Source organism: Olivibacter sp. 47 (assembly GCF_030372825.1).
Taxonomy (GTDB): Bacteria; Bacteroidota; Bacteroidia; order Sphingobacteriales; family Sphingobacteriaceae; genus Olivibacter; species Olivibacter oleidegradans.
The window spans coordinates 2,552,958-2,576,127 of sequence record NZ_JAUCNR010000001.1 but is presented as its reverse complement, the minus strand read 5'-3'; the positions used below and the strand labels follow the sequence as shown (position 1 = coordinate 2,576,127).

Here is a 23,170-nt window from a genome sequence, read left to right as displayed (position 1 = left end):
ACAACAGAGATTCACTTATTTAACAAGAAAATAAAATACTATTTCTACATCTCTGTAAATCAGAACAAGCTTATGCAGAAAGATAAATTACCATCAAAGATGATAAAAGAATCAACGCTAAATTACTTTTTCAAATAAGCGATATCGCTTGTATTGTTGACCGTTTATTTGCTCAATAGCATGATTCATTAGGTAATTGTCTTCCAACATCCAGGAACATTCGGCGTACTCAACTTTCGTACCTTCGGCGTTCTTGATTAATGTTCCGTATAGGCAAGCTTCAATACCCATTTTGCGATAGCCGTCGATAACACCCAGTAATAATACACGTACACCTGTTACCTTTTTCAGCCCAAATAATAATTTAAAAATTCCTGTGGGAAAAAGCCGGCCACGTTTTATCTTAATCAATATTTGGTTGATATCCGGAATGCCTAGCGCAAATCCTACCATTTTATCTCCCTGCTCCGCAATAATGCAATATTTGGGGTCTAGAATTAATGACAAATCTTTTGCTAAAAAGTTGAACTCTTCATCAGTCATAGGCACAAAGCCGAGGTTCTTATCCCAAGCACTATTATAAAGCGCTTTAATCTTAGGAATTTCTCGCTTCAGATTTTTCTTGTCAATCTGTCTGATCTTTATATCGCTTCTTTTCAATCGGTTTTCCAACGCACCCAGCAATCGCACAGATCGGTCGTTCAAATTATTCCGAATAACAAGATAAGCTAATAAGTCCGTAAACTTTTTCAAGCCAGATGCCAGTAATAACTTTTCGTAGTATGACTTATTATAAGGCATCATAGCCACCGGTGGTCGATCAAACCCTTGCACCAAAAGTCCACAAGAGTCGTTGGTTGATAAGTTTATCGGCCCAATTAACCGGTTAGCTCCCTTTTCTTTAAGCCAAGCGATACTGTGTGATAACAGGGTGTCTACAACAACCTGATCATCTATGGCATCAAAAAAACCAAAGAAGCCATCATTCGCTTGTGTAAAGGCGTTATGATTTGTATTATAAATGGCAGCAATCCGCCCTACAATTCGCTCACCTTCGTAAGCCAAGAACAATTGGATAAATGAATGATCATGAAATGGGTGTTTCCCCGGCGTGAGCATGTCACGCTGGGCGATAAACAGTTCCGGCACATAGTTCTTGTCATTCTTGTATAAATCGTGAGGAAAATCTATAAAGGATTTTAATTGACTCTTGGACGAAACGTTAACTACCTTCATGTAAAATAAATGCTATACCTATCTTTTTGGTTTTATGCTATTTTAACGAACTCGCTGGTTAAAGTCTCACGATATGCCTTTGTTAACTTGCTAACTGCCTCATCGATTTGGTTGAAGGTATGTGAAGCCATCAAGGAAAATCGAATCAAAGAGTCTTGTGAAGCCACGGCAGGAGATACTACAGGATTAACAAAAACACCTGCTTCCTGCAATTTTTTCGTTATTAAGAATGTAGCATCATTGTCACGAATGTAAACCGGTAGAATGGGACTTTCTGTTTTCCCCAAGTCAAACCCGTTTTCCAACAATTGTCTTTTGGCATATTCGGTATTTTTCCAAAGGTTCTCAATATGTTCGGGTTCGGATTGAATGATTTCAAGAGCTGCTAAAACACTGGCTGCTGACGCTGGTGTCATACTAGCACTAAACATTAAGGACCGTGCTCGATGCTTCAAATACTCTATCGTGTTCGCATCACTTGCTAAAAAACCACCTAATGACGCTAGCGACTTACTGAAAGTTCCCATAATGACATCGACATCATCTGTCAGGCCAAAATGCGAAGCCGTTCCGGCGCCCGCTTCACCGATTACGCCTAAACCATGTGCATCATCTACCATTACTGCTGCATCGAATTCTTTTGCAATGGAAATCAATTCGGGAAGCTTGACGAAATCGCCCTCCATACTAAACACACCGTCAACAGCAATTAATTTAACAGCCTCTTCAGGTAATTGGCTTAATTTATTGCGTAAATCGGACATGTTATTATGTTTATACTTAATAACTTTAGAGAATGATAAACGGCTTCCATCTATAATAGAGGCATGATTACAATCATCTAAAATCAAATAATCGTTTCTTCCGGTTAAACACGAAAGAGCGCCAAGATTAGCCTGAAATCCAGTACTAAATAAAACAGCCCCTTCTTTACCTACGTAAGCAGCAAGTTTCGCTTCTAATTCCTCATGAATATCAAGCGTTCCGTTCAAAAAACGTGAGCCGGCACAGCCCGTGCCATATTTTGCGGTAGCCTTTTGAGCAGCTTCAATAATTTTTGGGTGGTTGGTTAATCCCAAATAAGAATTTGAGCCAAACATGAGTACTTTCTTCCCGTTGATGACGACTTCCGTGTCCTGTCCAGACTCGATCGGTCTGAAATAAGGATAGAGGCCTTTCTCTTTTATCACCGCCGCATCTTTAAAATCTGCTATACGCTTGTCAAAATTTCTGCTCATTTAATTGAAAATTTAAAACCCGAGGGTTCATCTACTTTTTAACACAGTTATATTATATGTATATTTTGCAGGTTATTCCCAATCGATTTAATTACCTGCATAAATCGATCATGCTCCGGGCTCTTCAAGCTATTGAACAAAACTTTTTCAAGATTCACTATTTTGTCTTTGATAAGTCTTGCCAAAGCACGCCCCTTGGGTGTAAGCATGACGCAATTTTTTCTTTTATCAGCTACATCTGTAGTTACTCGGACCAAATCTTCCTTTTCTAAATTGGAAATAGTCCGAAGTACCGACGATTTATCTCTCCCGATCTCATCTGCAATTTGCTGCTGCGGAAGCCCCTCCTCCGGTATACTAAACAAAACAGGCAGCTGTTCTATCCTCACTTCGATTCCTTGAGCTGACAAATATTGATTGGCTTTGTTTCGCAACAACTTACTCAGGTTATCGAGGTGGAATATGGCTAAATCATCATTATTTTTCACCTGATTCATCTATTATAAAAATCGTTTGTATGTCAACTAATAACGCCACAAATATCAATTCAATATTAAATTTAAAAAAGGTACATATGTCGCCAAAATTGGTCATTTTTTCTGTATAAAATCTGCTCTCATCTCAATCTTAAAGATGAAATTTATTTAAAAATCCTGCCTATTTTTAGGTTAAACCAATATTTTACAGCTATTCTTCATACAGCAACACGTCTAAAATTCTGTATTTTATTTCGCTGTAAGATTAGGTTATGTACATTGTTTTGTTAATATAAAATTAACAAAATCTTCGAAACTGCATAAAAATTTATTTTATATCAACGAAATATTCCTTAAACGTTAATATAATACACACTATTATTCGCTTATTTTCAACCAATTACAGACCAAAGCAATATAAAAGACTAAGATAAAGAGTATAGAGATAGGAAAAAGTTATCAACAAAAATAATCGTTGCGTTACCAACAAATTTGACATTAACATGAGTATTCTACATTAAGCGATCGTCTTCCTGTAGCTTGTTGGATTGACACCTGTGTACCTTTTAAAATATTTTCCGAAAAAAGACATATCACTGAAATTCAGAAAATCAGCTACTTCTATGACAGTTAGAGAGGGTATGCTCAATAAGCTCTTCGCTTCCATGATTACCATTTCCGCGATAATAGCGCTGGCAGTTTTGCCCGAAACATCTTTAGTAACTTCCGATAGGTACTTGGGTGTTATAAAAAGCTTTTTTGCATAAAAATCAACACTTCGTTCTTCCTTAAAGTTATCGGCTACCAACTTGGTAAAGCGAAGCATAATGTCTTCCTTTCGTGACACCTTTCGGTTCTTCTCTCTTATGTATTTCCTGTACAAAAAAGCATACTCATACATAAAGGTTAAAAAAACTGTGCTTCACGACGGCATCGTTCATATTCGCATCTTCCGCATGATTGCGCAATAACATAACTTCAATTAAGTTATTTAGGATTTTGATCTCATGTAATGCCAGGTTATATAAGGGCATACCTGAAACGGATAGGTCGTATACATCCTGATGGAACTCTCTAATATTTGCATTAACCAAAAAAGACGATTTATACAGAATAGCATAAAATTTGCAGTCATCACTAATAGAAATCAACCGTTTGATCATATTGGGAGCAAATGCCAACAGATTGTTTTTTTCCAATCGAAAGTGCTGCAAGTTCAAATTAATATCTATAGATCCTTCATGGACCATTAATACAGCAAAGAAATCAGACTTAAAAGGATTAAAAATATCATAAGGCTTAAACTCCTTTGAACTTAACAGGCGTTTATTGATATGAAAAACAATAAATTCTCTAGAATCATCTTCAGAAAGATGGTGCGAAGTGATCTGAGGTGATTTCTTTTTCATATATACAGCGTAAGTTAGGCATCTCGTCTTTTCCGAAAAAAACTACAACAACAAGCTGCGGGTAACTTTTCTATCGAACGTTATCCAACCGGGATAATTTATTGTTTTATTCCCAATAGCAATAGTTGGTTTTAATTTTATGGTTAACACGCTTTCTTGCTTGGCATTTTTCCCTGAAATGAAATCTGATATTTCCTGCAATACCGATCCGTTGGAAAGCAAGCCATAAACATTGGCATCAATTAAAACCGGAACCTCCACTGATTCACCGGGTTTCACTTTTATTTGTTGATTAACCAGTCCGGTAGCTAATTCTTTGTCCTTCATAAGGAGTTGATATTGAAACTGATTAATCCCGGCTAAATTAGTGGTAGGATTAGTGATTTTCAAATGCAATATTCCCTTCAAAGGTATTTCTTTCCGTAACATACCCATCGCCACGCCGCCCATACTGCGGGTATCAATATTTCCCGACTGAAGCATTTTAACTATATCTGCACCTGCCAGAAAGACACTATCTACGCTTTTCACTTCATATTTACATTTTTCCAAAGCCTTAATTTGCTTGGCCTGTTGATTAATACCACATGAAACGAATATTGGAAGCAGTATCGCTAAAAATAACTTGTTCATTATAAAATTTCTTGTGTCACCTAACAGCAAAAGTAAGTTATTGGGATGACAATTAAGGTTAATATTTGTTAAACGGGATCGTAGAAAGACTTAAAGGGCTAATCTAAATAGGCTCCTTGCCTCACCAGCAAAGCTCTGTACTTATTAAAAATAGCAGATTTAGAAACAAATCCCATATAACGATCATTATCATCCAAGACAGGTAGGATCCAAATATCCTCCCGGTCCATTTTCCTCATAACATCATACATATTGGCGTTCATTCTTACCACATCTAGAGGAGCTTGAGCCAGCTCTTTCATCGTTTTATCCGTTACCTCCTCTCCCATCAGGATGCTAAATAAGCGTTCGCTGTATATGACGCCCAGTAATTTCCGATTTTCATCTACTACAGGAAAAATATTTCTTTTGGTATGAATGATATCTGACCGCCGATCTACCGGTTTTTCATCGGGATGTAATACAGTGAAGTTCGTTTCCAAGACATAGCGTAGTTTCATCATTCTCAAAACCGTTTTATCTTTATCTTCATGAGAAAGCCAATCACCGTGTATGGCTAAATTTTTTGTATAGATCGAATACTTAACTGTGGCACGATTAATAAAATAAGAAATAGCCGATACAATCATAAGAGGTACCATTAATGTATAGCCTCCCGTTATTTCAGCGATCAAGAAGATAGCCGTCAACGGTGCATGCATAATGCCACTTAAGGCGGCGGCCATACCGGCAACAATAAAATTGGCCTCTGTAAGATAAGTTAACCCCGTAAGATTGATACCGTGGGCAAAAACAAAACCCAGAAGTCCTCCCATAACCAAACTAGGTCCAAAAGTTCCGCCATTTCCTCCACTATTTAGCGTAATAAGTGTACCGAAAGATTTAGCAAAAACAGTTATAAGACTATAAACAATTACCATCCAGCCCACATGCTTATAATCAGAAAAGATACTGTTGGCCAGCAATGAATTGGCTTTACCAAGTAAAAGCTGCTGAATGGCGATGTATCCTTCTCCATATAAAGCGGGGAAGACAAATATTAACACCCCTAAACTAAGTCCTCCCAACCAAACTTTATGATAGGGATTCTTTACAGCGGAGAACCAAGTTTTAACCCAACCATCAACTTTGGTAAAATAAATGGAAAACAATCCAACCAGCCCGCCTAAAACTACATAAAAAAATAAGGCAGGCAGAACCCACTCATCGGATACCAAGTAAAATAATGGCTCACTATATAACACTCTCGATACTACCGATGCTGTTGCGGCAGCCATAAGTAAGGGGATAAAGGCGGGAATTGAAAACTCAGGCAATAGAATTTCTATTGCGAACACCATACCTGCAACAGGACTGTTAAAAGCCCCGGCTATACCTGCTGCAGCACCGCAGGCCAACAACATCGTTACTTCACGATAATTAAGTCCAAAAAACCGTGCAACATTGGATCCAATGGCCGAACCACTATAAGCAATAGGAGCCTCCAATCCTGCCGATCCGCCAAATCCCACGGTAAGAGCAGATGTGATGATTTGAGAGTACACATTATGGTTTTCAATCCGACTCGATTTTCTGGAAATGGCATACAGGATCGGTGTAATGCCATGCTCAAATTTTCCTCTACGAATAAAGCGACGAACGTAAATAACGGTTAGTAATATCCCAATGAGGGGGAAAAACAGGTATAGATAGTATTTATATTCCGACTGTACATCATTCTGTAGAAATGCAGCAATTCCGTGAGTGAGCGCTTTCAAACCAGAGGCGGCTAAACCACCAATTAGGCCGACAACGACCGCTAAAATCACCAAAAAATTCCGATTGGAAATTTTTTGAATACGCCATTGGTTGATTTTGTAAATAATACCCTTCCTTGCTTCCAAAATACTACTTTGTTTTTATTACTCTAATATAGTCAATGAATGCACTTCTTTTATGTATTCTTTTAACATTAGCAGCGTCATTGCTTGGCACAATAAGTTTTAGCGGCTGTTCTCCTTTATTTAACCTGGCAATCACTTTATTGCTAAAACCCCAATCAGACCACTCTCCACCTCCCCTTTGGGGGAAAACCACCCCTCCTAACGACTGTTTTACACTCTCCAGACTTGCTAGCGCACACGCTTCACCTGTTCCTATGTCTCCATTTCCATTCGCATAACGAAAGTCAATAGCGTAAAGGCCGGTATCCGCAACATTAACGATAAAGGTTAACGAATCGTTTGCAGGGAGCGCCAAATCGATGAAGCCTTTACCCGAATATCCCTTTACCTTTTTTTCTTTTGATATTTTTCCAAAACTTTCTATTTCAATTATTTGTGCTGCTTCAGGTGAATATACGGTATAGGGAGCGCTTGCAAATGATTCAACACCTGCGGAATCGACTGCGATTATTTGATATTCTGCAAACTCGTTTTGGTTGATGTTAATCTCGTTTTGATCAATTAATGTTTGTACTCTTCCGTTTTTGAGCACTTTATAATTGACAGCATCTTCAACGATACGCCATTTTAGCTTACCGTTATCATAACGAAGGGCAGGCATATCTATTGCAAAGTAATTGGGTGTTGTATGAATTTTTCCCTGCGGTATTTGATTGTCTCCCAATACAATTGTTAGCTTATGTTTTCCTTTGATATTTCCTGGAAGAAAGGCTTCTTTTAATTCATCGTCATCAAGTTTGATAGACGTAATGACATTACCGTAACCACTTAATGTAATATCTAAGCTTGCATTCCGATATTTAAATCCTGTTAGCTTTCTTTCTCCCCGTAGCTTTTTAGGTATATACGGACGTAATCGAAGTCCGTCGGGTTCAAATTGAAATCCGAAGAAGACTTGATAGATCAATCCCAGATTTCCCGCTAGACTACTTAAGGCTCCGTCCTCGTTGGCTAAAGTCGGTTCATAATTCCCGTTATCAGCTCTGAAGTTTGCCTTATTCGTAAGATACATCGCTGCCGCTCTATATATAGCCGCTAAACTGGCTAAGGCGGATTGTTCATTGTATACCTTCGCAGCAGCCATAGCGACATAACTTTGTACAAATGGCCAAATAGCATTATTCTGATAAGTTGGGATAAAAGTTGTCTGCGGATAAATGCAAGCTGCCCCAAATGGCAGAATAGGCATATTTTCCACCAGGACTTTCTGTCGTTCAACATCAGCAACATTGAATAAAATAGCCAAGGCATTCCCTAATGCATCCGATCGTTCCGAAGGGAGTTTGTTTACGCTGCCATACAGGTATTGTGCATAACGCGATTTATCATCTATCCAAAGGTGCCTATTTATATTGGTTTTTAAGCTGTCCGCCCAAATTTTATATTTACTACCCTCTTTGTTTTTCGACATCTGTCTAGCCATAGCAGAAAGACTACTTAAAGCGCCGTAGTGTATTGCATTCGTGCTTATGGCCATAGACTCATAAATATCGGTCGGTTGCATCCATTTCGGATAACTCTGCTCGCGCTGGTTTAAAAAACTAGACTCGCCGTGCATAAGTCCGCTATTGGCGTCGAAAACCAACAAACGGTCTTCTTCAACGATATTTTTTGCAATTCGATAGCAATTTTTCAACCAGCTTATATCACCGGTGACTTTGTAAACTTCCCAAGCCGCAATTACCCACAAAGCTCGGTCTGTTGAAATAGGGTATGCACCGCCCGTTCCCTCACTTTGTGCTAACTGCCCATCATGAATCTGTTGCATTAAATTCTTCTTTGCCAGTTCCGGTGCAATTGCTGCCAATGAAAGAATGATGCTATAATTAACATGATTCCAATTATTTGTGCTCCCCTTCTTTTTCAGTTGCAAAGTGCTATCTCCTTGCACTTTCTCCAGAAGCTCTTCTATCGCCATATTATGGAGCGCATCTAACAGTGGGTAAGGCGATGAGTAAATCGGAAATGAGCTGATATCTCGAGTTAATTTCCAAGTATTCTGATTACTTTTTCTATTAGAGTGGTTAAAGGTCAAAGTGATTTCATAGATATGATCTCCGTCATGGTCTTTCATTTCCAATTCAGGATGATTGACCAAATTATCAAAATCCCATAGAAGAGGTTTGATATTGCCAGCAACATAAACGCGGTTGAAATCTTCTTCATAAATTTTTAGCCCGTTAAAATTTGTATAAAATCCCTCTTTTTCAAATGCTGCAAAAATTTCCGTTAGGTCGAGCTTGATTTTCACTTTTGTCCCCGGAGCAAGGTAGGTTCGTGGAGGTATACTCGTTTCATCCTTATAGGGTTTACCAAATTTAACTGAAACAATCTTCTCTCCTGTTTCTTCAGGTAGAACAACAACGGAATGATAAATCCCCGAAGGAAGCTCATTATCTTTTCCGTTTATACTAAACTTAAAATTTATGCGCGGACTAAGCGTATCGTAGTACAGGCTTTTGTAGTTACTTACCAGTTCTGTCGGAGATATCGCCTTCGCTTCAAACGAACCCTGGACAACTCGATCTCCATACAGTGCAAAAGCCTCCGATTGGAAAATTTCGTTTTTATTGAAATTTTTACCACATGATAGTAAGGCAGATACGGTGGCAACAATAAAGGTAAGATACTTAGATCTTCTATTCATTTTATTATAATAGCTTGATTACCCAAGAGATGATGGCTCTAACGAAGAATGCCAGCGTAGGTAAGCAGATCTCAAAAATTTGCTGCAAACCTAAGTAAAATTCATGTACAATCAAACCCATCAAAATTTGTTAACTTTGTTTAGCATTGATTTCAATGTAGCGTTGAATAGCATTATTGAGACTAGCAAGCGCTCGTATTGAAAATCTGCTCTACAAATCAAAGAGCTTCTATCAATACAAGTCCTTATAAAAAAAGTTTTAAGAATATTCGATTACAGTACCTTACTTATGTTTAATATAAGCTCGGATTTCATCTACCTTGACTATTGCGCAACCACACCGGTTGACCCCTCTGTCCTACAGTTAATGCTGCCTTATTTCAGTGAAACCTACGGGAATGCCTCCAGCATATATCATCGCCTAGGAAGAAGATCTGCCGAAGCGGTTGAAATTGCCCGAGAACAGGTTGCAAAGCTGATCCACGCATCTCCTAAAGAAATCGTTTTCACATCGGGCGCTACGGAAGCAATTAATCAGGCGCTTAAGGGAATCTTATATTATTATCAACACATTGGTAAGCATATTATTACATGTTCCACGGAACATCCTGCCGTTTTAGATACCTGTACTTTTTTAAGCAATCAAGGTGCCGAAATTACGAAGTTGAAAACCGATCATCTTGGTAACATTTCAATAGATGAGCTGCATCAAGCCATAAGACGAGATACGATCTTAATATGCCTAATGTTTGCAACAATGAAACAGGCGTAATTCACCCGATAGAACAGATTGGTACCATTGCAAGAAAACATAACATTCTATTTTTTTGCGACGCCACGCAAGCAGTGGGCAAAGTGCCGGTTAACGTTGTGGATCAAGGTATAGATATGTTGGCACTAAGTGCACACAAAATCTACGGCCCTAAAGGGGTCGGGGCTTTGTATATTAAGCGGCGAAATAACCCGATCCAAGTAGGGGCTCTTCTCCAGGGCGGAAAGCAGGAGAACAATCTCCGTGCGGGCACCTTAAATGTTCCAGGCATCGTTGGATTGGGTGCCGCAGCCGAAATGGCAGACCGCACCCAAAGAGAGGAATCTGAAAAATTAAAACAACTTCGGGATTACTTGGAAACTTCCTTGCTTACACTACCGGAAACATCAATAAATGGTGATAGCTTGAACCGGTTGCCCCATGTCTCTAATATCTGCTTTCGCTATATAAAAGGCACCGAAATCATGGCGCAACTACCGCAGCTCGCATTGTCGGCAGGCGCCGCTTGTGCCAGCGGAAGTAGAGAACCTTCTCATGTACTCCTGTCCATGGGACTGAAGAAAGAAGAAGCGGAAAGTGCTCTCCGTTTCAGCTTGGGAAGATTCACAACAAAACAACAGATCGATTATACGATCGACTCTGTACGAAGCACTGTAAGCAAATTGAGAACTGCTTCGCCGATTTGGAATATGCATGAAGCAGGTTTAATATAAGAAAATATATTATCAATTAGACTGAAAAGCTCTCACCACAAGCACAGGTGCGCGAGGCATTCGGATTAATAAAATTAAAACCTTTACCTGTTAACCCATCGCTATAGTCCAACTTTGTACCGGCCAGATAAAGAAAAGACTTAATATCCAATACAATTTTAACGCCCTTATCCTCGAAAGCTTGATCGCCCGTGCGTTCCTCATTATCAAAATCAAGCTTATAGGTAAGTCCTGAACAACCACCACTTTCCACAGCAACCCGCACAAAATATGATGCATCATACTTTTCCTCACGAAGAATCTCATTGATCCTATCTTTTGCCTTATCTGTAACAGTTATCATATCATTAAAATAAATATTTCATCAAATATCGCGAATCCCCCATAAAATAAAAAACCGATTGCCCAAGGCGAACGGAAAATGACAGGGATTAGACATCAGCTAAGCCTTTGTTAATAAACTAATACGATCATCGGCAATGTAAAATAATGGTGATTTCTCGATGGAATTTTATATTTTTCGGATATTTACCGACAAATCAATCCAACATGGTGTATAGAGTGTATTTAACAATTATCCTAAACTTTATCTGTCTTTGCTCATTCGCCCAGAAAAGACCGTTAGACCATAGTGTCTATGATAGCTGGCAAAGTATAAAATCACCAAAAGTAAGCCTTGACGGACAGTATGTCTTATATAGTGTTACTCCTCAAGAAGGAGATGCTCATCTTTTTATCACAACCCCATCAGGAGAAGTAATTTTGAATGTGCCAAGGGGCGAAAATGGGGTATTCACTAATAATTCGCAATATGCGGTTGCAGCGATCAAACCATCGTTTGCCGAAACGAGACAAGCTAAAATAAAGAAGAAAAAGGAAAAAGAAATGCCTAAAGATTCGTTGGCAATTATCTCCCTTCTTGACAAAAGCATCTACAAAACCGGTAATGTGAAATCTTTTAAATTAGCGGATGAGTCATCTGAATATATAGCGTATTTGGAAGAAAAAGAAGCTTTAAAAGCAGATAGCGCAGAGAAAGACAATAAAAGCAAAGACAAAAAGGCTGACGAAGCAGGAATATTGCATTTGCGCAACATGGTTACCGGGCAGGAAGAAATTTTTGAACAAGTAACTGATTATTTTTTTGATAACATTGCTAATTTCTTAGTTTTTGTTCGATCAGAAAAAAAAGAAGCTCCGGTAAATAATGCCGGTCTATTTCTTTACGAGATCAAAGAGAAAAAGCTCAAACAAATAAGCAAAGGACGGGGGACTTATCGGCAAATAACCTTTGACCAAAGCGGTACGCAACTAGCCTTTGCTGCAGAAAAAAGTCCTGAAAAAGCGCTTCAGAAACCATACAGTCTTTATTATTACACATCTGAGCGGGATACTGCCAATGTAATTGCCAGTATCAATAGTGCTGGGATGCCCACCAACTGGAATGTCAGCGGAGATGGCAATTTACGCTTTAGCAATAACGGCGAGAAGCTCTTCTTTGGTATTGCGCCAATCCCCCGAGTAAAAGATACCACAATTGTCGATTTTGAAGTAGCCAACGTGGACATTTGGAACTGGAAAGATGATTACCTGCAACCGCAGCAATTGGTAAATCTAAAGAAAGATTTAGCTAAAAGCTATTTGAGTGTAATCTATCCAAAAAGAAACAATATTGTAATACCCCTTGCGTCTTTAGACATCCCCGATATAGATTTAACGGATGACGCCGACAATATTTATGCCTTTGGAAGTACCAACGCCGGAAAAAGGATTGCTGCGCAATGGGAGGGCAATACGAAGCAGGATTTTTATTTAATCTCTACAGTAGACGGAAGCAAGGTAAAAATCGCATCCGATATATACGGACAAGCCCATTTATCGCCGCTGGGAAAATATGTCGTTTGGTACGATATGGCCACCCAGCAATGGAACGCATACGATGTGGGTACGCGTTTTTTGAAGATATTGAATACCGATTTACCGGTAAGCTTTGCAGACGAAGATAATGACTCACCTACTTTTGCCCGACCTTATGGTATCGCCGGCTGGACAGCAGAAGATAAAGAGGTATTGATTTACGATAAGTATGACATCTGGAGCTTCGATCCGCAGGGAGATGATAGACGACTATTGACAAATGGTGCAGGAAGAAGCACGAAAACTACGTTTAGATATGAAGATATTGTTCCAAAAACCGGAGCAAGAAAACACGATAAATCTATTATCATCAATACAAAGGAAGCGTTCTTGGTAAGTGCCTTCAATCACATCAATAAAAATGGAGGCTGGTTTGAAACTAACCCTCGCAACAAAAGGGATCCAAAAGAGCTCATTATGGCTCCTTACACATATAAAAATATATTGGCGGCTACCGATAAAAAACTGATTATCTATACGAAGGAAAATTACGAAGAGTCGCCCGATCTATACGCGACCGCTTCGCTATTTAAAAATGAAACGAAGTTAAGTGCAATCAATCTGCAACAAAAACAATACAATTGGGGCACTGCCGAATTGGTAAAGTGGACAACGCCTGGGGGGCATGAAGCGACCGGCATTCTATATAAACCGGAAGATTTCAGCGAAGCGAAAAAATACCCAATGATTACCTATTTCTATGAGAAATTATCAGATGGTTTACACACCTACATCCCTCCAGCTCCGACTCCTTCACGGCTAAATATAAGCTATTTTGTGAGCAATGGGTATCTAGTGTTTGCTCCGGATATTAGCTATGAAATTGGGCATCCCGGAAAATCCGCCGAGGAGTATATTAACTCCGGCGTCAAAGAACTGGCTAAATTCTCCTGGGTAGATGAAAAGCATTTGGGAATACAAGGACAAAGTTGGGGTGGTTATCAGGTAGCGCATTTGATTACACGCACCGATATGTACGCTGCAGCTTGGGCAGGCGCTCCTGTAGTTAATATGACGTCCGCTTATGGGGGTATCCGATGGTCTACTGGCCTTAACAGGCAATTTCAATACGAAAAAACGCAAAGTCGCATAGGAAAAGATTTGTGGGAGGGTTATGATCTCTACATAGAAAATTCGCCACTCTTTCATCTTAAGGCCGTTAAAACCCCCGTTGTAATTATGGCTAATGATAACGACGGTGCCGTTCCATGGTATCAGGGAATAGAAATGTTCACTGCGCTTCGCCGTCTCAATAAACCGGTTTGGCTACTTAATTATAACGGAGAAGAACATAATTTGGTTAAAAGACAAAACAGAAAGGATATTCAAATCAGAGAACAACAGTTTTTTGATCATTTCCTGAAAGGAAAACCAGCACCTGTTTGGTTGGAAAAGGGAATACCTGCTACCTTAAAGGGTATTGATTGGGGCTTTGATCTGGTCGATTAAGCTAAACAGCAACTCTCTCCAACGTCATCGAGTCATTCTCCAAGAGGTAAGGTTAAGGTGGGACGCTATTACACAGCGCCCCACTTTCTTATAAACTAACAATTTGTACCTTGGGGGCAGCTTCGAGAATCTTTATATCCATCTCTGCTTCATACTGTTTAAAATTTTCTGCAAAAGCTTCTGCTAACTTATTGGCTTGAGCAAAATAAGCCTCCTTATCCCTCCAACTGTCTCTTGGGCTTAATATATCACTCGGTATATTCGGACAGCTTCTTGGATAGGCAAGTCCAAAAATCAAATGCGTTTGGTAATCAACCTCATCCAAGTCACCCCGTAGAGCTGCCTGAATCAAATTACGTGTGTGAACCAAAGGAATACGTTTACCGACGCCATAGGCGCCTCCTATCCATCCCGTATTAACTAGCCAAACTTGAACTTGATGCGTTTTTAGTTTTTTGCCAAGTATAGCTGCGTATTTTGCAGGATGTAGGGGTAAAAAGGCCTTTCCAAAACAGGCGGAAAACGTAGCGGTTGGTTCAATGATGCCAGACTCAGTACCGGCCACTTTAGCGGTATAACCGGAAATAAAGTGATACATCGCTTGCTCAACGCTCAATTTCGAGATTGGTGGCAAAACGCCAAAGGCATCCGCCGTGAGGAAGAATATATGTTTTGGGTGTTCAGCTATTGCCGGTTCAACGGCCCCTTTAATAAAATGAACCGGATAAGCCGCCCGCGTATTTTCCGTTTTGCTAATGTTGTTATAATCGGGTATGCGCGACTCCCCTAGCATGCAAACATTCTCCAGCAATGTGCCAAATCTTATGGCATTAAAAATTTGTGGTTCTTTTTCTTCGGCAAGTCCAACACATTTGGCATAACAGCCACCCTCAAAGTTGAACACCCCCTCTTCACTCCATCCATGTTCATCATCTCCGACTAACATTCGCGCCTCATCAGCAGACAAGGTTGTTTTACCGGTTCCTGATAAACCAAAAAACAAGGCAGTGTCGCCTCTTTCCTTACCTACATTTGCCGAACAATGCATAGACAAAATACCCTTTTCTGTTGGCAGCAAATAATTTAGGACTGAAAAGATACTTTTTTTAATTTCTCCGGTATAACCTGTTCCACCGATGAGCACCACTTGCTCCGTAAAATTAATAATAACAAAATTCGCACTTCTTACACCATCCACCAGTGGAATTGCTTCAAAACCGGGAATTGCCAAGATGGTCCAGTTAATGGATGATAATGGTTCATTTCGAGATGGCCGCATAAACAAATGGTGAGCAAAAATATTCTGGTAAGCCGACTCCGTAATCACTCGCAGTGTTAAACGATGGTTTTTCTCTGCGCAGACATATCCGTCGCGCACGTAAAGGTCGATGTCCTTCATATAATGCATCATTTTAGTTAATAACTGCCCGTAATACTTCGCCTCCAACGGTTGATTGATATCTCCCCACCAAACGGTGCTCTTCGTTTTATCATCATGCACAATGTAACGGTCTTTAGGTGATCTACCTGTAAATTTCCCCGTGTCCGCAACCAGAGCACCGCATTCTGTCAGCACACCTTCGCGATTCAATATAGCATGTTCAACTAAAGCAGGAACAGATAATTGATAAAATATTTTTCCTTTCGGATAAAATTTTTGATTCCCTAAATCTAGTGGTTCAGAAATAGTAGAGTTCATATAAATTTGTTTTGTTGAAATTCCAGGTCAAAACTAAGCATTAAAAAAGATTAAAAAAATTCAAAAATAGCTAATAATCAACACATTGTACAAAATACACTTTCAATTCAAGTACTATAGCTCCTTAATACATAAGCACTTATACAAAAAGAACACCTATTTATTTTTTTTATCATTTTATTAAAAATATCAGCTAAACAAACAATGTATTTAATAAATCCTAAAAATTATACAACAATAAATGTCATTAAAACAAATAATGCCATATGAACCAAATACACCAAAACATGCTTTTAACTTTTCATTTAATTTTTTTTATTATATTCAGCAATTAAAGAAACAAGTTGAAAGATCATGAATCTATATACCATCGAAGCTGGACTATTTAAATTGGATGGTGGAGCTATGTTCGGAGTAGTACCGAAAAGTATATGGCAACGTACTAATCCACCGGATGAAAACAATTTGTGTACTTGGGCTGCTCGACTTTTATTGATAGAAACCGGTGACCGGTTAATCTTGATAGATACAGGTTTAGGTGATAAGCAAGATGCCAAGTTCTTTGGTCATTATCAACCGCATGGGAGCAAACTCGATGACTCATTGGCAAAATACGGATTTCAAAAAAGTGATATTACCGACGTACTGCTAACTCATCTTCATTTTGATCATGTCGGAGGCGCTGTCGAAAGACGAGCTGATAGATTAATCCCGGCCTTTGAAAACGCTACTTACTGGACAAACCAAAAACACTGGCAATGGGCAATTTATCCCAACGATAGAGAACGAGCGTCGTTTTTAAAGGAAAATATTTTGCCTCTTCAGGACAGCGGCAAACTACAATTTATCGAAGAAAATGAAAAAACTTTTTTCACAAAAGAAATCCAAATTCGATTCACCTATGGCCATACGGAAGCCATGATGTTACCACAAATTAACTATAATGGAAAAACCATTCTCTATATGGCTGATTTATTGCCTTCCATTGGACATATTCCGTTGCCTTATATCATGTCATATGACATGTTTCCCTTAAAAACACTGGAAGAGAAAAAAACGATACTAGAAGAAGCCTTTGTAAATAACTATATTCTGTTTTTAGAACACGATCCGTTGATTGAATGCTGTACACTTAAACAAACAGAAAAAGGATTAAGGCTCGATAAAACCTTTAAATTGCAAGACATTTGGCGATGAACTTTTTAATGGTTGTCATTTAAATTTTCCTTTTTACGATCATCCTGAAAGTCTTTTAGATTCGTTTTATACCAGAATGGAACATTTATATGGATAGCCGCTTTCGCTATTACATAAGCAGCAGTTGGTGAGGTTAGGCATATGAAAAACATGATGCCGAGCCCTTTTAATAGTACCTCAATGTTATTGAAATAAAATACAGCCGCAGCGATAATCAAGAGCACGCCTAAAGTTGAGTTTTTCGTAACAGCGGACAGTCTACTATAAAAATCGGGCAACCGTAATAAACCGATTGCCGAAACGAACATGGTAAAAGAACCAAGTGCGGCTAAAATGGCGCTGATAATTAAGGTTAAATTGTTCATTACTTTCTTTGGTTTACAAGATAATAGGCGAATGATATGGCCCCTAAAAATGCGATCAGGGAAAAAACCAAGGCAACGTCAAAAAAAATGAGTTTGTCCGTAAACATTACATATAAGACCAGTAACCCGATTAAATAGGCAGATATTAAATCGAGAGCAGATAATCGGTCTGCTATACTCGGCCCTACAATAAATCTATATAAAGCGAGTAAAACTGAAAGAGCAAGTAAGCAGACACAAAACAACAAAATATATGAAAAAATAGTCATTGCTTCTTCGTTTTGTTTATTTTCTTCATGACTTCATTGTCGCCCTTTCCTGACGTTTGGATCGTGTTAACGCCTTTCGAAAGGGCTGCAATCTGAAGCAGTCTCTTTTCAAATCCTTCCTGCATATATTGCTTGAAGCTTGGCAACGACCCTCCCTCCAGATAAATGGTGTGCACAAAAAAATAACGCTTATCGTCCGAAATTCCAACGATCAAAGTGCCGGGCGTGAGATTTGAAATATTAGTGAGAATCATTATTTCCATATCGGAATGAAGCGATAAAGGTACCTTTACTACCGCTGGTCGTAAATTGATCCTTGGCGTAATAATCTCTTTTGTTAAACGCACATTGGAACGAATAAATTCTTTAATGAAGTATTTTAAAAGATACATTAGCTGGATTACCAGTTTAAAATAGCGCCGTTGAAAAACGGATAACAGTCCCCAAAAAACGGTATAAGAAAAAAGAAAAGCTAACAAGGCGCCACCCGCCGTTTCCGGAACAAAGGTTATTTTCTCAAGTATCCAATAACTTGCGTAAAAGCTTGCCAATAAATGTATAATAAATAAAATGAACATAATTTCTCTTAGCAAAGTATGAATGCGTACTCAGATTAAAAATTCATTTATCGCTGCATAACCGCGTTAATATAGCCACTCGGTGTCAGTACCTGCTCGGCAGCTCTTTGTGTATACTCAATCAGCCATGATGGACTGAAACTGATCCATAGCGTTACAAGAAACAGAAAAACGCTTGCGATATATACTTGGTAATATTCTTTCATAAAAACACGTTCTGTGATCAATTGTTCCAATCGCGTATCGAATTTCGTTAAAAAACATTTTCCCCAGATACGCATCATCGAGTATAAGGTTAATAAACTGACTATTAATAGCAGTGCGACAGAACGATAATCGTATACAGAGAGGCCGGCATCCACTAACATAAACTTACCCCAAAAACCCGAAAATGGCGGTATACCTACCAAGGTTAGTGCGAGTACAAAAAAAAGAAAAGACAAGCGCGGGAAGTGATCGTATAAACCATTAATATCTTTCACGCGATAAGAACCTCTGGCCTTTCCTATGATACCAACCACAAAAAAAAGGTTGGTCTTAACCAGCATATGATGCAGTGTGTAAAAAATAGCCCCGGCAACTGCGGCCGGTGTATATACCGCTAAACCATAAACTATAAATCCAATTTTGCTTATTAAATTATAAGCCAGCACTTTTCTTATATCACGCTGAGCAATAGCTCCGAACACGCCCATCAACATAGTAAGACTAGAAATAATAAGTATAAAAACCTGCAAATAATGATATTGTTGTAGAGGAAACAATAAAGTAAACGTTCGGATCATCGTATAAACGCCTACTTTCGTTAGTAAACCCGCTACAATAGCCATAACAGCGATAGGCGACGTGTGATAAGAAGCCGGTAACCAAAAATAAAAAGGAAACAGCGCTGCCTTAATCCCAAAGCTTGCTAATAACAAAACCGCTGCTAATTGCGTCACAGTTTGAAGAGCAGGGTCCCGTAAGCTTTCTGCTAAGGCTGCAAGGTTGGTATTACCGGTTGTACCATAGAGTATACCGATAGCTAACAACAAGAACGATGAAGCAATAAAATTGATGATTACATATTTAATTCCTCCTTGTAATTGATCCTTTTTACTACCTAGTGTAATAAGCACGAACGATGATATCAACATAACCTCGAACCAAACATATAGATTGAACAAATCGCCCGTTAAAAAAGCCCCTGATATACCTGCCAACATAAACATAAAAGCGGGGTAAAAACCGATTTGCTTTTTTCTCGTAGGCATTACGGAATCGGAAAAGGAAAAGAGTGATGCACTAACGGCGAGTAAAGCAGTCATAGCGATCATTAGTCCTGCAAAACGATCGACAAAGAGTGTGATACCAAACGGAGCCTCCCAACCACCAACTTGCATGGTTAAAAACTCCTCACGGGCCAATACCTTTACCAATTTTACGCCGCTGATTAGTGCAATCACCGTCGAAATCAAAACAACCGCCCGTTGAATGTTGACACGCTTATAAAACAACAAGCATAATATTCCACCCAACATAAAAATTAAGAGCGGCGTTATCGTAAGGTAAATTGAATTGACATTAAACATCATCCGTATCTGTTAAAGCATCTAAATTATTGGTATGACTGGTTTGGTAGATTCTTTTAAGTAAAACGATTACAAATGCCTGAACACCTAGGCTAATAACAATAGCCGTTAGAATAAAAGCTTGAGGAACCGGATCCGCCATATTATCTAAGGGCACCGCTCCATCATTTCCTGAAACAAATGCAGGATGGCTGTCTACCAAACTGCCGGTAATTAATAAAAACAGATTACAGGCATTCCCAAACAAAATAACCCCGGCAATCAGTTTCATAAAACTTTTGTGTAATAACAGGTAAACTCCGGCCGCAAATAAAAAACCCGTCAAAACTGAGATTCCTATGATCATAAACCTATCTGTTAAAAATGGCAAAAGCAATTTTTAATATCGCCCCGGTGACAGCCATATAAACGCCAATATCAAATAAAAGAACTGAACTTATTGTGCCTATCCCCTTTACAGTGATATCGCTCCATAGCGCATAAAAAAAACCTTCACCGAAAATCATTGACAAAATGGCGGACGAAAAGCTAAGCAACAACCCTATTCCCGTTAAAATCATTGTATCAATCTTATAGGTTTGTTGCGTTTCCGGCACGCCAAAAGCAATCATATGAAAAATTAATCCGATCGATAATACCAAAGCCGCAATAAAGCCACCTCCCGGACTGTCATGCCCTCGGAATAGAAGATATAGCGAATACACGAGAAAGATGGGCATAAGTACTTTAACGGCAGCTTGCAATATCGCAGTCTTCATAACTTGTCCTCCTTCGATTTTAAATTAATTAGTGCAACAACACCAAGCGCAGTCATACTCAATACAACCATTTCTCCAAACGTATCAAAAGCCCTAAAATCAACCAGCATGACATTTACAACATTTTCTCCATGGCCTCTGGGAACACTATGCTGAATATAAAAATCTTTAAGTGCAGGATTTAACGGGTATTGCTGTACGCTGATGAGTATACATGTTATGATAATGCCAAAAGCAATGGAAACACCCGCAATCAATACTTTTCTTGGCTCTAAGGGAAAGCTGGCACTTTTCGGCATTCGGTTCAATACGATCGTAAAAATCACCAACGTGATCGTCTCAACTAAAAATTGCGTCATGGAGACATCAGGAGCACTAAAAACAGCATAAAATAAAGCGATTCCATATCCCACGAGGCTCAAACAAACCAGGATACGCAAACGGGAAGAGGTTCTTAAAATAAACAACGTGCCTGTAAAAATAAGAAGTAAAGGAAAAAAGGCATAAACCTCTGAGAATGAACTTTTCCAATTGTCGAAATGAATTTCCGAAAAAAGTTTCCCCTCCATGTAGATCCAACTCAGCATGACAATAGGGACAACGAATATCACCTTTAAATACCGCGTCAAAAAGCCATGCTGAAAAAAACGAGTTACTACATAGGTGAAGGATTGCAAATGATGTAAAATAGATCGGTATGCATGATCCAAAGAAAACAATTTTGTTATCTCCGCCAATCTCCTAAACTTGCTCTCTCCTACATAAAAGGCCAATCCTATTAACCAGGTTATACCACTCAATATAAAAGCGGTATTAAATCCGTGCCATAATGACAAATCGATTTCCCGAGCGCCACGCTTGTTCATGGTTGTCTCAGCGGCAACTGTAAAAAACGACTCAAAATGAGCGCCCCCTATACCAAACAAGAGTCCCATCAGCGACAGGAAAACAGGAGGACCCCACATTATAACAGATACTTCTTTAACAGCTTGCGATAAAACCGACTTACCGAAAAAAAGATCATAGGTTAATTTCACTGCTAACATAAAATAAATCGCATTTGTAATAATAAAAACGATCAGAAACCAATACAGATACTCTTCACCTCCCAATAAAGCTTCATATAGCTTCTCCTTTACAACAAAACCCAAGACCGGTGGCAAACCGGCGAAAGCTAAGCCGGCCAACAAGGCAGCACATGTGGTAAAAGGCATATTTCGATATAAACCGGACAGCTTTCTCAAATCTCTTGTTCCCGTTTGCCTATCTACGTTGCCGGCAACGAGGAATAAAGCGGCTTTGTAAAGTGCATGTACTGCCAGGTAAAGTAAAGCCCCTTGCAAGGCTAAGTCACTACCAACACCAATCAAGGCCATCAATACCCCAAGGGTACTGATGGTTATAGATGCCAAGATGCTTTTTAGGTCAAAGGCTTTCACTGCCTTGATCGCTCCCAATACCATAGTAATTGATCCAATGGCCAGCAAACTGACTTGCCACATGATATCGGTTGAAAAAACCGGATTCAGACGCATTACAAGAAAAACCCCAGCCTTAACCATGGTCGCCGAATGAAGATATGCACTAACAGGGCTCGGCGCTGCCATGGCATTAGGGAGCCAAAAATGAAAGGGAAATTGGGCCGACTTAGTAAAACACCCTATTAGAATAAGCAGTATGATCGTACTCATTCCTGCCAAAGTCTGTCCATTTTGGATAATCGCCGATAAATGAAAACTTCCGCATTGATGACCGAGTAGTAACAACCCGACAAATAGAGCAAGACCACCTAAATTGGTAATCAGTAAGGCTTGTAAAGCGGCTCTTCTTGCTTTTTTTTTATGATTATTATAACTAATTAAAAAATAAGACGATATACTCGTCATCTCCCAAAAAACATAAAGTAGAATAACGTGATCTGCGAGAACCAGCCCTAGCATCGATGCCAGGAATATGAATAGATAAAAGAAGAAACGATTGGCTTTGGGCTTCCCTTTCATATACTCAATGGAATACAAAAGAATAAAAGCACCAAAAAGGCTGATGAGTAAAGCAAAGAATAAGCTTAGGCCATCCAAGTAAAAACCTATATCAACCTTTAATTCAGGCACCCAAGAAACTGCCTCAATTACTTTCTCTCCTTGAATTACAGGTTGGATATACGTGCACAGGTAAATAAATACACCAAAGACACCTAATGTACCTAAAGCACCCGGAATTGCAGGCTGATACTTATAAAAGAATAAGAATATAAAGCTTAAAACAATGATTAATGATAAAATTAGGGCCATATTGTATAT

General features: G+C 39.1%; 19 protein-coding genes and 1 pseudogene. 3 read left to right on the top strand and 17 right to left on the bottom strand.

Annotation, left to right across the window (positions count from 1 at the left end):
- Nucleotides 1-117: 117 nt before the first annotated feature.
- From QT327_RS11090 to QT327_RS11055, 8 genes are all read right to left on the bottom strand, one after another.
- Nucleotides 118-1,236 (bottom strand): hypothetical protein, encoded by a 1,119-nt coding sequence (locus tag QT327_RS11090; protein WP_130857362.1) that lies wholly within the window; start codon nt 1,234-1,236, stop codon nt 118-120.
- Nucleotides 1,237-1,268: 32 nt separating this feature from the next.
- Nucleotides 1,269-2,474, bottom strand: a complete 1,206-nt coding sequence (gene spt, locus QT327_RS11085) for a serine palmitoyltransferase (protein WP_013666292.1) — start codon at nt 2,472-2,474, stop codon at nt 1,269-1,271.
- 47 nt (nt 2,475-2,521) lie between these two features.
- Entirely contained in the window at nt 2,522-2,971 is a 450-nt protein-coding gene (locus tag QT327_RS11080) for a MarR family winged helix-turn-helix transcriptional regulator (RefSeq protein ID WP_013666291.1), read from the bottom strand.
- 496 nt (nt 2,972-3,467) lie between these two features.
- Nucleotides 3,468-3,851: a helix-turn-helix domain-containing protein gene (locus tag QT327_RS11075; RefSeq protein ID WP_289552909.1), complete on the bottom strand. Its 384-nt coding sequence runs from the start codon at nt 3,849-3,851 to the stop codon at nt 3,468-3,470.
- Entirely contained in the window at nt 3,844-4,359 is a 516-nt protein-coding gene (locus QT327_RS11070) for a hypothetical protein (RefSeq protein ID WP_289552908.1), read from the bottom strand. Before QT327_RS11070 ends, QT327_RS11075 begins: the two co-directional genes overlap by 8 nt.
- 42 nt (nt 4,360-4,401) lie before the next feature.
- Complete coding sequence (locus QT327_RS11065) at nt 4,402-4,992, bottom strand: LEA/WHy family protein (protein ID WP_242627319.1); 591 nt, start codon at nt 4,990-4,992, stop codon at nt 4,402-4,404.
- Between the two features lie 98 nt (nt 4,993-5,090).
- A complete protein-coding gene (locus tag QT327_RS11060) occupies nt 5,091-6,875 on the bottom strand; it encodes a chloride channel protein (RefSeq protein WP_013666288.1) in 1,785 nt (594 codons plus the stop codon).
- 4 nt (nt 6,876-6,879) lie between these two features.
- Nucleotides 6,880-9,582: an alpha-L-rhamnosidase-related protein gene (locus QT327_RS11055; protein WP_289552907.1), complete on the bottom strand. Its 2,703-nt coding sequence runs from the start codon at nt 9,580-9,582 to the stop codon at nt 6,880-6,882.
- 289 nt (nt 9,583-9,871) lie between these two features.
- Between QT327_RS11055 and QT327_RS11050 the strand changes: the two are divergent.
- Nucleotides 9,872-11,067 (top strand): annotated as a pseudogene (locus QT327_RS11050) (cysteine desulfurase family protein).
- A gap of 16 nt (nt 11,068-11,083) precedes the next feature.
- Here QT327_RS11050 and QT327_RS11045 read toward each other — a convergent pair.
- Nucleotides 11,084-11,410 (bottom strand): HesB/IscA family protein, encoded by a 327-nt coding sequence (locus QT327_RS11045; RefSeq protein ID WP_013666284.1) that lies wholly within the window; start codon nt 11,408-11,410, stop codon nt 11,084-11,086.
- A gap of 206 nt (nt 11,411-11,616) precedes the next feature.
- Here QT327_RS11045 and QT327_RS11040 point away from each other — a divergent pair, with 206 nt between their 5' ends.
- Nucleotides 11,617-14,433, top strand: a complete 2,817-nt coding sequence (locus QT327_RS11040; RefSeq protein ID WP_130857357.1) for a S9 family peptidase — start codon at nt 11,617-11,619, stop codon at nt 14,431-14,433.
- An 88-nt stretch (nt 14,434-14,521) separates the two neighbouring features.
- Here the strand turns inward: QT327_RS11040 and pckA are convergent, their stop codons facing one another.
- Nucleotides 14,522-16,132, bottom strand: coding sequence for a phosphoenolpyruvate carboxykinase (ATP) (gene pckA / locus QT327_RS11035; RefSeq protein ID WP_130857356.1), 1,611 nt, complete (start codon nt 16,130-16,132; stop codon nt 14,522-14,524).
- 354 nt (nt 16,133-16,486) lie between these two features.
- Between pckA and QT327_RS11030 the strand changes: the two genes are divergently transcribed.
- Nucleotides 16,487-17,329, top strand: coding sequence for an MBL fold metallo-hydrolase (locus QT327_RS11030; RefSeq protein WP_289552905.1), 843 nt, complete (start codon nt 16,487-16,489; stop codon nt 17,327-17,329).
- Between the two features lie 5 nt (nt 17,330-17,334).
- Here QT327_RS11030 and mnhG read toward each other — a convergent pair whose 3' ends face one another.
- The 7 genes from mnhG to mbhE are packed head-to-tail and all read right to left on the bottom strand — an operon-like array spanning nt 17,335 to nt 23,161.
- Entirely contained in the window at nt 17,335-17,694 is a 360-nt protein-coding gene (gene mnhG / locus QT327_RS11025; protein ID WP_013666280.1) for a monovalent cation/H(+) antiporter subunit G, read from the bottom strand.
- On the bottom strand, nt 17,694-17,963 hold the full coding sequence (locus QT327_RS11020; RefSeq protein WP_130857353.1) for an MrpF/PhaF family protein: 270 nt from the start codon (nt 17,961-17,963) through the stop codon (nt 17,694-17,696). The genes mnhG and QT327_RS11020 overlap by 1 nt, the downstream gene beginning before the upstream one ends.
- The gene (locus tag QT327_RS11015; protein WP_289552904.1) at nt 17,960-18,541 is read right to left on the bottom strand and encodes a Na+/H+ antiporter subunit E; all 582 of its coding nucleotides are present in this window, start codon (nt 18,539-18,541) and stop codon (nt 17,960-17,962) included. The genes QT327_RS11020 and QT327_RS11015 overlap by 4 nt, the downstream gene beginning before the upstream one ends.
- 47 nt (nt 18,542-18,588) lie before the next feature.
- Nucleotides 18,589-20,115, bottom strand: a complete 1,527-nt coding sequence (locus QT327_RS11010) for a proton-conducting transporter transmembrane domain-containing protein (protein ID WP_130857351.1) — start codon at nt 20,113-20,115, stop codon at nt 18,589-18,591.
- Nucleotides 20,105-20,458, bottom strand: coding sequence for an NADH-quinone oxidoreductase subunit K (locus QT327_RS11005; protein ID WP_289552903.1), 354 nt, complete (start codon nt 20,456-20,458; stop codon nt 20,105-20,107). Before QT327_RS11005 ends, QT327_RS11010 begins: the two co-directional genes overlap by 11 nt.
- Nucleotides 20,459-20,462: 4 nt before the next feature.
- The gene (locus tag QT327_RS11000; RefSeq protein ID WP_013666275.1) at nt 20,463-20,870 is read right to left on the bottom strand and encodes an MnhB domain-containing protein; all 408 of its coding nucleotides are present in this window, start codon (nt 20,868-20,870) and stop codon (nt 20,463-20,465) included.
- Nucleotides 20,867-23,161, bottom strand: a complete 2,295-nt coding sequence (mbhE, locus tag QT327_RS10995) for a hydrogen gas-evolving membrane-bound hydrogenase subunit E (RefSeq protein WP_289552902.1) — start codon at nt 23,159-23,161, stop codon at nt 20,867-20,869. Before mbhE ends, QT327_RS11000 begins: the two co-directional genes overlap by 4 nt.
- Nucleotides 23,162-23,170 lie beyond the last annotated feature (9 nt).